At 46.2% G+C, this 12440-nt stretch carries 13 protein-coding genes and 2 pseudogenes; 6 read left to right on the top strand and 9 right to left on the bottom strand.

Going from position 1 to position 12440, the window contains the following annotated elements:
* Positions 1 to 281: 281 nt before the first annotated feature.
* Entirely contained in the window at positions 282 to 752 is a 471-nt protein-coding gene (locus tag ACLGGO_RS33125) for a hypothetical protein (protein WP_446422505.1), read from the bottom strand.
* Here ACLGGO_RS33125 and ACLGGO_RS33120 point away from each other — a divergent pair.
* Entirely contained in the window at positions 751 to 882 is a 132-nt protein-coding gene (locus ACLGGO_RS33120) for a hypothetical protein (RefSeq protein WP_446422504.1), read from the top strand. The genes ACLGGO_RS33125 and ACLGGO_RS33120 overlap by 2 nt on opposite strands.
* Positions 883 to 892: 10 nt before the next feature.
* Here the strand turns inward: ACLGGO_RS33120 and ACLGGO_RS33115 are convergent, their stop codons facing one another.
* The 3 genes and pseudogenes from ACLGGO_RS33115 to ACLGGO_RS33105 form a co-directional block, all read right to left on the bottom strand.
* A complete protein-coding gene (locus ACLGGO_RS33115) occupies positions 893 to 1654 on the bottom strand; it encodes a hypothetical protein (protein WP_446339707.1) in 762 nt (253 codons plus the stop codon).
* A gap of 311 nt (positions 1655 to 1965) precedes the next feature.
* Positions 1966 to 2331 (bottom strand): annotated as a pseudogene (locus ACLGGO_RS33110) (RNA-guided endonuclease TnpB family protein); the annotation flags it as partial.
* A gap of 243 nt (positions 2332 to 2574) precedes the next feature.
* On the bottom strand, positions 2575 to 3393 hold the full coding sequence (locus ACLGGO_RS33105) for a type 1 glutamine amidotransferase (RefSeq protein WP_446422503.1): 819 nt from the start codon (positions 3391 to 3393) through the stop codon (positions 2575 to 2577).
* A gap of 705 nt (positions 3394 to 4098) precedes the next feature.
* Between ACLGGO_RS33105 and ACLGGO_RS33100 the strand changes: the two genes are divergently transcribed.
* Positions 4099 to 4512, top strand: coding sequence for a hypothetical protein (locus tag ACLGGO_RS33100; RefSeq protein WP_446422502.1), 414 nt, complete (start codon positions 4099 to 4101; stop codon positions 4510 to 4512).
* Between the two features lie 186 nt (positions 4513 to 4698).
* Positions 4699 to 5133 (top strand): DUF29 domain-containing protein, encoded by a 435-nt coding sequence (locus tag ACLGGO_RS33095; RefSeq protein ID WP_446339704.1) that lies wholly within the window; start codon positions 4699 to 4701, stop codon positions 5131 to 5133.
* Between the two features lie 50 nt (positions 5134 to 5183).
* Here the strand turns inward: ACLGGO_RS33095 and ACLGGO_RS33090 are convergent, their stop codons facing one another.
* Positions 5184 to 6527: a MurT ligase domain-containing protein gene (locus ACLGGO_RS33090; RefSeq protein WP_446422501.1), complete on the bottom strand. Its 1344-nt coding sequence runs from the start codon at positions 6525 to 6527 to the stop codon at positions 5184 to 5186.
* 80 nt (positions 6528 to 6607) lie between these two features.
* Complete coding sequence (locus tag ACLGGO_RS33085; protein ID WP_446422500.1) at positions 6608 to 7543, bottom strand: RNA-guided endonuclease InsQ/TnpB family protein; 936 nt, start codon at positions 7541 to 7543, stop codon at positions 6608 to 6610.
* 54 nt (positions 7544 to 7597) lie between these two features.
* Between ACLGGO_RS33085 and tnpA the strand changes: the two genes are divergently transcribed.
* The 3 genes from tnpA (at position 7598) to ACLGGO_RS33070 (ending at position 9608) form a co-directional block, all read left to right on the top strand.
* Positions 7598 to 8005, top strand: coding sequence for an IS200/IS605 family transposase (gene tnpA, locus ACLGGO_RS33080; RefSeq protein ID WP_446339701.1), 408 nt, complete (start codon positions 7598 to 7600; stop codon positions 8003 to 8005).
* 243 nt (positions 8006 to 8248) lie between these two features.
* On the top strand, positions 8249 to 8857 hold the full coding sequence (locus tag ACLGGO_RS33075) for a thylakoid membrane photosystem I accumulation factor (protein WP_446422499.1): 609 nt from the start codon (positions 8249 to 8251) through the stop codon (positions 8855 to 8857).
* Between the two features lie 142 nt (positions 8858 to 8999).
* Positions 9000 to 9608, top strand: a complete 609-nt coding sequence (locus tag ACLGGO_RS33070) for a hypothetical protein (RefSeq protein ID WP_446422498.1) — start codon at positions 9000 to 9002, stop codon at positions 9606 to 9608.
* Between the two features lies 1 nt (position 9609).
* On the opposite strand, the gene hisA is transcribed toward ACLGGO_RS33070, so the two are convergent.
* From hisA to ACLGGO_RS33055, 3 genes and pseudogenes are all read right to left on the bottom strand, one after another.
* Positions 9610 to 10383, bottom strand: a complete 774-nt coding sequence (gene hisA, locus ACLGGO_RS33065; RefSeq protein WP_446339698.1) for a 1-(5-phosphoribosyl)-5-[(5-phosphoribosylamino)methylideneamino]imidazole-4-carboxamide isomerase — start codon at positions 10381 to 10383, stop codon at positions 9610 to 9612.
* A 124-nt stretch (positions 10384 to 10507) separates the two neighbouring features.
* Positions 10508 to 12187, bottom strand: coding sequence for a transglutaminase domain-containing protein (locus tag ACLGGO_RS33060; RefSeq protein WP_446422497.1), 1680 nt, complete (start codon positions 12185 to 12187; stop codon positions 10508 to 10510).
* A gap of 176 nt (positions 12188 to 12363) precedes the next feature.
* Positions 12364 to 12440: pseudogene (locus ACLGGO_RS33055) on the bottom strand (RNA-guided endonuclease InsQ/TnpB family protein); the annotation flags it as partial.

Genomic DNA, 12440 nt, shown 5'->3' with positions numbered 1-12440 from the left:
GAATAAGTCTTGTGGTGGGGGTAGGGAGCAGGGGGAGCAGGGGGAGCAGGGGGAGCAGGGGGAGCAGGGGGAGCAGGGGGAGCAGGGGGAGCAGGGGGAGCAGGGGAAGCAGGGGAAGCCGGGGTTGTAGAGACGTTCCACCGGAACGTCTGGGAGCAGGGGAAACGACTTAGATAATGCCTTCAAGCCAGTACAATTTGATAACGCGGTGTGTTACAGATTGCGAGTGTTCCAGACGTAGCCTGCTAGGTGTCCGTTGAGTGTTCCCTGTTCCCTCTGATTTAATCTTTCGACTTGGCAAAGACGCCTAAACCAAAATCACAACTTCTGTTCCTAGACGAGCATTTACTCATTTTTACATTAATCTCATACCTATCCTCTGCGGGGGGAACAAAAGGGACAACAGCGACGGCATAATCGGTCATATCAGATGCGACCACATTGCCTTGCATATCTTCTACAATCAGATCGATATCCTCGCAACTCTTATCGCAAACGGCAACGAAACTGTACTCTCGATTGGGCGATAGAAATACTGTCTTTGGTGCTTGCGCTCCTCTAGAGAGTCTAGCTACCGTTCGCGGAAATACCAATTGATAGCCCTCGTTGTCTTGGGCTTCAATAACCGCTCGAATCTGAGCTTCGACTTCTTGCTCCGATTCGTTCAGGGGTCTAGCTGTTGCGGCAATCTGAAGTGTGGTCACTGAAAACAGCGCTAGGGTAGACACAATTAGGCGTTGAACAATCTTCATGGCAATAATTTTATGGTATGAAGCCCAAATGGATTATTGTACACTGTCGGTTCGCGATCGCCTATTCTTCGGTTGGGTTGAGAGCTGCTCATTAAATAAACTCGCGTCTTTATCCTTACATGACGAATGACAAATGATGACTAAGAATCTTCCTCCACAGGCAAAAACTCCTTCGTCTCCGGTGAATATTCCCAGGCGACTCCTTCTGGATCTTTACTTTGACTCCATTGGGCAAAATCTGGGTCAGATTTGCGCTTGCCGATAGTACTCGAATGCACATCGAGTCGCTTGGCTAATTCTGCCTGAATCAAAGCCTGAGTCTCTGTATCCTGATCATTGGCTTGAGGTGATGGCTTCTGTTGAGGAGATTCGGGTTTTTCCTGGATGTCTTCTGCCTCAGTCTCAGACTCCGAAGGACTCGACTCCTCATCCATCTCATCCTCCATCAGCCATTGAACCAGCTTTGGGGCTTGATTGGTCAAGGATTCATACTCTTGTTCCGGTAGCGGTTCACTACTTTCAAAGATACTTCCCAGTGCATTGGCAGTCAGAAAGTAATAAACGATGCCTTTATCCTCGTAGTCTCGACGCTTCGCCCCAAATTCTTCTGCCTTTCTATCCAAGTATCGCTGTGCGGCTGCTCCAGAGATATTTGCTTTCATCGACAAGTCTAGGGGCGTCAAGCAACCCTGATTGTCTTTGATTAACTGATTGAAGAAGGGATTGACTTGCTTACTCCATTGCAGCCACCGATACTGTTGCCAAATTTTCAACAGAATAATCACGATCAAAAGCGCAAGCAGATAGGGCCACGTCTTAAACAACAGGACAAATACAAACGCGATTGGGAGTAGGAGAATCAGAATCCCTGTAGTACTGCTATCAATTACTTTTCCTGTCATATCCCTGCTTGCAATTTTCTCTTAAGCTTGACTTCTCCCTGGCATAAATGACCAGGGATTCTAAAAGGATACTTCGGGACGGGTTAAAACGCCATCCCTTCGTTTTATCTTTTTAGAGTTCCAGATAAATAATCTAGATGGCGCAGTCAATGACGCCCTACAGACCTCGGCTAAGTTTAACCTTAGCTGTGTCTCTACTTTCCTTAAAATGTTCGCTGCCCCGTTTCCATCGGCGTTAATGATATGTCCGGCGGCAGTCCGAAACATCCCACGTTTCACTCGCTTTCCGCTTGATTTCCACCCTTTCGGCTTAATGCCTGTTTGGGATAGCTAACTACTGTTAATCCCCCTTTCTTACGGTACTTTGGCAATTCTGAATAGACCTGAATCTTGCCATCTTTAAACGCCTTAGTTAATTCCCTAAATGATTTAAAAGACTCACTGACCGACCGCAACACCTGCTGGGCAGCTTGAGAGTGCAACGCCTGGAAATGTTTATGATTTTTATATTCTTTTTCCAGGTCATATTTACCAATTAAGTGCCGCCGCTTAAACCACAATTGCCGCGCATAATATATGCCGCAGTTGGTTAGCTTGTTCGCTTCAGAACAGATAAAGTCTAAGATAGCGGCTAATTCCTCATCCGGCTTTAATAATACTTGTTGGCATCCATACAATTGGCATCACCTCCTAACATATATTGTACTCTATATTACATCCCGCAACCGTTATAATGGTCGAATAAATAAGGGCTTAGTTACATACGCTCGGCTTCAGCCCTCGGATGAATCGCGATGGCTTTCACCTTCGCTATTTTGTAAGCGAATTGAATTACGATAACGATGGCATTCCCTTGACTGACAGCCCAGCCTTAGCTGGCTCTAGCCTAACTTAAGCCGTTGATTGGCATAGTGCCTATTTCAACAGTTTACGGGTTCTTGAGCCAGGTTGGTCAGCGAGAGGCGTTTTAACATCGCTGCCCGTGCTTGCTTAGCTAACGTATCATCTAGGGGCGTCAATGTGATAGGGGTTTGGTACTTTTGTTTTAATCCAGTTTGGATCAGCCAATCGGCGATAAAGGGATTTTTGGGCAACAGCGGACCATGGGAATAGGTTGCGATCGCGTTTCGATAAAATGCTCCTTCCATGCCATCCTCGCCGTTATTCCCGTAGCCTTTCACCACCTTACCCAGGGGGGAGACGTTCCCCAAATAGGTACGCCCGCCATGATTTTCAAAGCCAATCACAATCGGCTTGCGTCCCAGCATCTGTTCTAAGTCTTGGGCAAGGGGAGAGGCGGTTAACTCAAAGACGACATTGCCAATACACCGACGCGCATCGAGTCCGGGATGCTTACTGACAAAATCCAATAACCCTAATCCTTCAATCCGTTGACCCAAGGCGGGTTCGTAATAGTGACCCAACAGTTGCGGGGAACCGCAGGTAAACACTCCAGGGGTTCCGGTTTCCAGTTTCTCCCGCAAGGCATCCGCCTTTGCCCCCCGCAAGTCCCGCATGACAATTTCCTGCTGTCGGTCTTGGGCGCCACCCCCCATAAACACATCGACCTGGTGGAATTGGTCAGCCCGGATTTGCTGATCGAGCGGTAGGACATTCACCCGAATCCCCCGCCATTGAGCGCGTTGTTGCAGGCAGATCACATTGCCGCGATCGCCGTAGGTACTCATCAGGGTCGGGTATAGCCAGCCAATCGTTAGTTCTAGGTGTTCGGGATTCATCGTTTTTGGTTCATGTCTATCTAAGTTTTACAGCCTGACTGGAGCGGAAACGGAAAGAAGTTATAAGTCAATTGTAGGGGCGGGTTTAGGGAATCAATTCAGCTAGTCACCACTAACGGAACAACAAAACCCGCCCTCCCCACCGATAACTTATTCATAAGTCATGAAACAGAACATGAAATCAAATACCACTTTTACTGCTTTTTGTCAAAAAAAGATTTTGATTTTTACAAAAATACATGGGTCGAACCCCAACGGGTCTGAGCGCGAGGAGTACAGCTTTTTGACGCAAAATCAACAGTTTCAGCTTACGATCAGGCGACTTTACCTAAAAAGGCATATAAAAAACGCCCATTATTAGTATAGACGAATGGCTGAATCGACGCAATTTCGTTGCTTATTGCAAATAATTCTCACATTTTTTTGGACTGTTAAGCTCTGTTAAGCAACAAATATTAAATCAAATCTCACGCTCGTTAAAAGTTTTAGTTATACTTTTCCCTAAACCCTGCTGTTTTTCCTTTACTGTGCTACTTTAAGTAGCAATTTACATAAATAGCGAGTTTAAGAAAAATATGCTTCTAGTTAAACGCCTATATAGAAAAATTTTCCGCAAGGGGCAAAATCCGCGTGACGTATTACTTAGGAAAATGCCTGGAGGTCAATTCATTTTACAAAAACTTTAAGGCTATAAGCTAGAAACTGATGAATCGCATCAGACAACTCTCACTCTATCTAACCGCAGGAGCAATTGGCGCACTGGTAAACAGTTTAGCCGTCTGGATAGCTGGAAGCATAGGATTAACCACTGCCCTTGGGGCTCAAATCGCACCAACCCTTACACCCAATTGGTTATATCCGCGTTTAACTTGGGGGGCTATTTGGGGATTACTATTTTTTGTGCCGCTTAAAAGTACAGGTAACGCCAGAAAACGAATCATTTGGCAGGGTTTAATTGTCTCCCTGGGTCCAACGCTGGCACAATTATTATACTTTTTTCCCACAGGGGGCAAAGGATTTCTCGGTCTTCAGCTTGGGATAACAACACCATTATTCGTTATTGTGTTTAACGCGATTTGGGGAATTGTAGCCGCCGCTTGGATTGTCGCAGCGCGATGATACTCCGTGCGATCGCGTCATTCTACTCACCCTTTTGCTCGTCCAAGTCCTGTTCGGTCAGTGAGAGTCGTTTATGATAATAGAATTACCTGCATTCTAGATCCAACGACAACAGCTTAACCTGGACATTGTGTGCTGTCCCATGACAGGCTTCCCATGCTCGCAGAGGTAAAAATGATGGTGAACATGAACTTAACATCACTTTATGACGTTGAATATGACCAATGGTTAGCGCGAACCATTAGTTTGTTAAAAGAAAACCGATTCAATGAGTTGGACAAGGAACATTTAATTGAGGAGTTGGAAGACTTGAGTCGGCGAGAGAAAAAAACAGTTGAAAGGTTTCTAGAACAGATTATCCGGCATTTGCTACTTTGGCAATATTGGACGGCAGAACATGATTATAATGCAAATCACTGGCAAGCAGAAATTATGAGCTTTAGAACCCAAATCAATGAAGATTTAACCCAAAACTTACGAAATCACCTCCAAGAAAACCAAGTCAAAATTTATGAAAAAGCATTAAACTACGTGAAACAAAAGACCGGATATGAGGTGGATTTTCCCGAAAACTGCCCTTATACCCTCGACCAATTATTAGAGATGAACTGGCTACCATAAAAAAGCTAAAATCACTGTTTTGGTCAGATGCCTTCATCACCAAGGACAACTCACAAAATCTGCCGTCCGGTCAACAATCCTCGCACTTCTAACATGGCAGAATAAGTGGGTAAAATATGCAACGTTTCATCTGTAGGTGTATGTGCCAATGCCGTCTGAATCGCCTCTTGTAAATCCTCTTTAATAATTAACTCACAAGGATGTTCTGCCTCAGATTGAGAATACTTGAGGCGCAATGCCATATCATAAACGCGATCGCCACTCACCACAATCGTTCCGCCTAACGCCACTAGCTTCTCGGTATCCACGTCCCAAATCCAAGACACATCGGTTCCATCTGGGGTACGGTCATTCAATACGACTAACTTTGTCGATGCGCCCCCCTGTTTTTGGATGTCATGCACCGCCCGGATGGTTTCATTCATTCCTACCGGATTTTTCGACAACAGAATTCGCACATTCTTCCCTTGAACCTCTAATTCCTCGGCTCGTCCAAATGCTGCCTTGAAGGTTTTAACCGTATCATAAATATCCGCCCGTTCAATACCCAATTCCTCTGCCACTAATCCAGCAGCCAGGGTATTATATTTGTTATAAATGCCAATTAAGATTTGGGGCCAATCCTGACTATTTACCGCTAAGGAACTTTTCTTAAAGCCGCAACTCGCGCAATGGTAGTCCCCTAAATGAGACAAGTAAACCCCCTTGTAATCCAGAGGATAACCGCAACTAGGACAGTAAATCGAGTCTACGGCATGGGGAATTTCTTCCAGATAGCGATCAGGTTCATTTAAACCGAAAAATCGCACCGTTTGCGATAACTGCTGACCGAGATAACATAGAGTCGGATCATCAGCATTCAAAATCACCCGTGTTTGGGCAGGAAGCGGTGCGATCGCGTCCATCCAGCGCTGACTAATCGTATCTACTTCCCCATAGCGATCGAGCTGATCACGAAATAGATTTAAGCCCACAATCACCTGGGGCTGGCAATCCTGCAAGAGCAAGGGTAATATATTTTCATCCACTTCTAAAATGGCATAATCGGCATCCAGCAAACCAAAAACATTGGTATGCTCCATCAACGCCGTCACCAAGCCATTAATCAAATTCGCACCCGTGACATTATGCGCCACTCGCCACCCCTGACGCTCCAACAGAGTCCGCAACAATAAAGCTGTCGTAGTTTTCCCATTCGTCCCCACAATCAGAATCACCCCACGCCTCACCTGTGCCAAAAGCAACGGTAAAGCATGAGGTTGAATTCTGCGGGCAATGGACCCTGGTAATACACTAGCTGCCCCTAAACGGAATCCTCGCACCAACGAGGTAACGGTTTTAGCTGCGCCTACCGATAAACCCAGGCGCACTTGATCTAGCACTGATCGACTCACATCCACACTCCTCCCAGACGGGGCAGCTTTTCGGTTCGCTCTTGCTTATACTAGGCTATCTAGTGACATACTCCCGACACTTATCCTTCGGATAAAGTGCGGGCTTCTCCATCCCGTTTCCGAGACTTCGCGTTTTTGAGTGAGGCGATGCCCAACCCCACTTTCTTGATTAAAATACCCGAACACAGATCTCGTGGCATGGAAGCACCGCAATGAGGACATTCATGCCACCTATCCGATAGAGTTTTAGAGACTCGGTTCAAACAAATCGCACAATGCTCAGATGTACCCGCAGGATTCACTTTAATGACCTGCTTACCAGCTTTTTCAGCTTTGTAAGGCAAGATTTCATTGAGGAATCCAGCTATTCCCGCATCGGCAAAACTTTTGTTCAGACCTGACTTTTGAGATTGTCCATTAGGTAGAAAATTCCCTTCTTCATCCTGTTTGGGTTTGTTACGACGAGCCATATTGGAGACTTTGAGATCTTCGACGAAGATAACATCGGCTTTGTCTAGCAATTTTCCAGCTAGTTCGTAATGCCATTGTTTGCGTTGAAGAGCAATGCGTTGATGCAATCTGGCAATACGTTGATTAAGTTTCCGTCTAGCCTTGATTGACGGGAAAGCCATTGTCCGATAGCGATTCTTCCCCTTAAATCGAGGCTTTCCACTACGCTTCCCATTGCTATCGCCCTTGAGAAATCGCTGAAAGGCTAAGTTAACCCGCTTAACAACATCCTGGAGTACATGGGCATGGATATCTTGATACCAGGGACGTTCCTGCTTCAACTGAACCAACGAACGTTTCTGCCCATAGTATTCTGGCTGCTCTTTTGGTTGAGCAATACTACAAACCAAAGGACAGGCATTAACGGAGTTACGATTGTTCTCCCACCAATCAAACCTCTGTGCCAGTAACCAATTGTACTGATAGCGCAGCATATCGAGCCAACGAGTCAGACGAGAGCGTTGTTCGTAATTTGGCTTGAGGCGGTACTGGTAGGAGATAATCATTGTCTTTCTTGGTCTGTTAGAATCAGCGTAGCCTATATTAGGTACGTTGACTAGATGAAGAATGATTTTGTTTCAAGCGGAAGATCGATTTCCGACTTAAAGGCACATTTGGTTTTGACGACAAAATACCGTCGCAAAATCTTTACCAGACAAATGATTGAGCGAATCCAGAAATTAATGTGGGAGTTGTGTTGCAAATGGGAGTGCAAAATAATTGAGGTCAATGGAGAGGAAGACCACATTCATTTGCTGTTTCAATATTATCCACAGCTAGAGTTGCCTAAATTCGTTGGGAATATCAAGTCTGTAACCAGCCGTCGCTTAAGGTCAGAATTCCCAGATTTAGCTAAAGTTTTCAAGAAATCAGTTTTATGGAATGAGTCTTACTTCATTGCTAGTTGCGGAGGGGTCACTGTCTCCCAATTAAAATCTTATGTCGAAAAACAGAACACCCCAGATTGACAATTGCGCTCCGCTTCATTGTCGGGCTATCCTTCCCGACGCTCACTCTGACAGGTAGAGCGCGGGGCTGTCGCCCAAAGCTCACCTATTTATGGCTAGTCAGTATATTATTCTACCTATTTGACTTTATTGCGCTGGCATGATAATAACGCAGTTTAGTTCACGCGATCGCTTGAACTCGTCAGCCAATCAGAGATAATCAAAGACAGGGAATTTCATCTAAACTAACTTTGTAACTGTAATATGACCTTTGACTCATTACCCGTTCTCAGTCAACATCTAACCAATCGCTATTCTTACAAACGTCTCATTGCCCAATGTCTGGTCACTCTGATTGCTGTCCTCGGCTGTTTGCTGTTATCAACACCATCAGCCCTAGCCGAACTCAATGATGACCACTTTGACGGCAATATATTTGCCCTCTATGCCGGGAATGGTTCCCTCGTCCCACCCCGCGTCACTCTGGCAGACTCTATGAAAGCCCATAAACCTGCCTTGCTGGTGTTCTACATTGATGACAGCAAAGATTGTAAGCAATTTTCTACAGTGGTGTCCCAGTTACAAGCGCCTTATGGACGGGCGGCGAGTTTTATCCCGGTTAGCGTGGATACTCTGTACGACAAACCCAGTGATAACCCAATGCAACCGGGCTACTATTATGAAGGGTTAGTTCCCCAAACCGTTCTCATTGACCAAGAGGGTGAGGTGAGATTGAATGAAATGGGACAACTCAGCTACGAAAAAGTTGATGATGTCTTTCGGGAGGTGTTTGACTTACTTCCCCGTTCTGAATCCCCAGAATTAAAACGGCGACCGATTAACGAGATTAATACGGAATTAAGCCAAAATTAATGCTCTGTGAGAGTTTGGGGAAAAGTATCCAAAATATGCAATTATAAAGTAATTCAAGTTTTGGCAGAGTACCTATCTCAATTTTCCCCTGCACCGGGAGCATCCCTGCTGTCCCAAGCTACTCCGCTCAATCGCACATCTGATGTCACGGGTTTACAGCACCAAGGAACTGATCCAAATCTTGGCAGAGGAACGTCGCGCCTGTATGAATGGTCAGCGCCTGAATCTAGCCGCTTCAGCATCGGGAAATCCTGTGATTGACCTATTTCTCAAATCTGATGGCATTCAAAAATTTAGTGCCTATCGAGATTTTAAAGCGGCGGTTCACCACTACCAGCAACAACATCAGGTTTCGGGTATTGTTTGGCGACAGTTAACCCTCAAAGGAAAAACACTGCGATATCCGGCTGTTGATGATCAGTTAGTGGCATTAACCCATGACATAGAGATTATCAAAGCTGCCAAAGATGCAATCTTGGAGTTTTGGCAACAGGTTACTCAGGGTATGGACTTGTACCTCAGCATCCGTCTCGGCAAAGACTATCGCCAAATTCAGCCTGAGGATGTGGACGCGATCGCATCAATGACGGAATGGGTTAACCTTTTACATTATCGGAATTCCCAGATTCTGGAAATCATCCTCCAGCTTGGCTGGGGCAAGCCAGAAGAAGCCTCTTACCGCCGGGGATGGCCCGCCTCTGGTAGCGAATATGTTCATGCTGTTCCCCTAGGTCAGCGTCCCATCTGTTAATTTATGCGAATGAAGACGATCCCAAATCTGGAGGAATATCCTGAAGGCGTCCTTGTCCCACGGCTTGAATGGCTTCTTTGAGGGAAACATCGCCAGTATACAAGGCGCGACCCACGATCGCACCGATCACGCCTAAGGGTTCCAAAGCCAGTAAACTCAATAAATCCGTAATTGAACTCACACCCCCAGAAGCAATAACTGGAATCGAGACATGACTAGCTAATTCTCGCAGGGCGTCGCGGTTGGGTCCTGTGAGTGTACCATCCCGCTGAATGTCTGTATAAATAATTGCCGATACACCCAAATCAGCCATTTGCTGTGCCAGTTGAGTCGCCGTAACTTCTGATGTTTCTAGCCATCCCCGCGTTGCTACCTGTCCATTTCGCGCATCGATACCAACAATAATGCGATCGGGAAATTCAGAACACAGGTGTTGGACTAAGGGATGATCTTCAACCGCCGCCGTTCCCAAAATCGCGTACTGAACGCCAAGAGAAAGCAGTTGGCTGACACCTTCCTTATCGCGCAATCCTCCCCCGACTTCTACGGGAACTGATACCGCTTGGACAATGGCTTCTATCGTCTTGGTATTAACAGGATGACCCGCTTTCGCCCCATCTAAATCAACCAGATGTAACCGACTTGCCCCTTGGTCAACCCATTGTTTAGCCACCTCCACCGGGTTTTCACTATAAACTTGCGATCGCCCATAGTCGCCTTGGTATAACCGTACACAACGACCTTCGAGTAAATCAATAGCTGGAATAACTTCCATATTCGCCCTTTGTCATATCCATAATTTATAGCTGCCCACTCAAAACTTGGTTGGGGCGGGCGCGAGTCACATCTGGATGAACCCAAAACGATAATAGTGAAACCCGCCCCTACATCCCTGAAAACTATCCCCCCAGAGGCGGTAATTCATCAAGAATTTTGAATCGGACATGATTAATCGCCAGATCCCCAATAGAAACCTCTTCCTTATTAACCGGAACGCCTTTACTGGTCAGGGTTTCAAACGTAATTTCTTTGCCAATTTCTACATGATACCAAGCCAGTCCCATAAAAAACCGAGTGGGGTAAGGTCCACCTTCGCGGGTGTCGTCTGGATTAGATTCCATGGGAACCCAACCAAATCCTGGTAGGTAAAATTCCATCCAAACATGATTAAAATCAGGTTGTAAGGGAATGTCTCGTTGATCAGCATGGGCGGGACATTTGTAACGACCAACGGTACGACAGGCAATCCCGTTGAGACGGGATAGGGCTAACAAGACACCGAGATACTCCCCGCACGAACCAATCCCTCGCGCTAAAACGACATCTGGGGTATCGATATGGGGTTTGATTCCGTAAGCGAGTTGGTCATAGACATAATTGCGAATACTATACATTTGTCGCAATAAATTCGTTTCCCGACCTACAGCTTCACGGGCGGCGCGGCGGATGATTTCGCTATCCATGGCTAATTCGTCATCATCCACCAAGTAGCGGGATTTGTATTCGAGTGGCAACTCTGGTAGATCTTCTAAATCTCTGGGAGTCATGCGATATTTGATACTCCAGACTTCTAGAAGCGCCTTCCAGCCAAATAAATGCCGTTCTCCGGGGGCGAGGGTATCGAATTTAAACACCGCCACACGTTGATTGTCTTGGATTTCTTCGGTGAAGGGAATCCCAATGGGTTCAATGGCGCGGATTTTTTGGCGTAAGGTTTCTGAGGGTAAGGCGATGCGCCATTCTACGTCCTGTAGGGCTACGTCTTCTAGAGGGGATAGTTCCTCAACGTAAGACATTTCAATTAAATAGCCATTGGAGAGGGCATAGCGTTCCTCGGCATTGTAGTGAAAGTAGAGGGGATGAATAAAAGTGCGATCGCGATATTGTAATTCGTGGTTGGGTTGAGCGTTGGGGTTATCACGGATGTAGGGTTCTTCGCTCGCATAGGCGATATAAAGAATCTCCTGATTGGTTTGGGGATCTCGGTAGAACGTTAAGCCTGTGGGATTCTCAAAGGGAGTCAGAACGCTGAAGATAATGTTTCCGGTGGCGCGATCAAGACAGTAAACCGTCTGTTCTTCCTGATCCGAAACCCAAAGTTCTTCATCCCGTACCGTAATGTTCTCCATGCCAATTCCTGGGGCATATAAGCGGGTAATCTCCTGCCCAGTATCCCGACTGTAAATCAGAATATATCCCATTTTTTGACAGGTGATATAGACTGTCGAGCCCTTAAGTGCGACACCATTGGCGGTGTAGGGCAATGTCAGGAAATGCTGAAGCTGCAGATCGCCGCCGAGTTGGCAATAGTACACTCTCTCTTTCGAGGTCAACCACAGCGTATCCCCCACGATGGCTAAACCCGTCGCATCGGCAAAATCTAGCTCCGGCGATGAATTCAAAATTTTGGTATTGTCAGTTTGGGGGTCAATTTGCAACAGATAGCCACTTGTGCCATCAATTGCAATCAATTTTTCTCCCCAAAAAGCAATACCCTGTAGGGCAGCTGCCCCAATGGGTCGAATGGTGCCAAAAGATTTCAATTTAGGTGACACAGAGGAATCAGGATTAGGAATCATGCTCAGTCTATATCAAGATTTAGATTTAAGTCTCGAAATCTCTACTCAGGTTCTGTTAATACCCCACTCCTGAAGGCGGATGCTCCGGGCGTGCATCTGCAATATTGTGACAACTCCCATCACTGACTCGGAGTACCGAGTACAGTGTGGGCTTCCAAGACAATCCGGCTACTGCTACGGTCGAATGTTACCTTAACGCGCTTAACTACATCCTGAAGGACTTGAGAGTAAATCTCCGAGTACCAAGGATGTG

The sequence above is a fragment of the Coleofasciculus sp. genome, from assembly GCF_046565525.1.
In the GTDB taxonomy this organism is placed as follows: domain Bacteria; phylum Cyanobacteriota; class Cyanobacteriia; order Cyanobacteriales; family Coleofasciculaceae; genus Coleofasciculus.
Note: the sequence above shows the minus strand (reverse complement) of the source record. Positions and strands in the feature narration are given on the sequence as shown.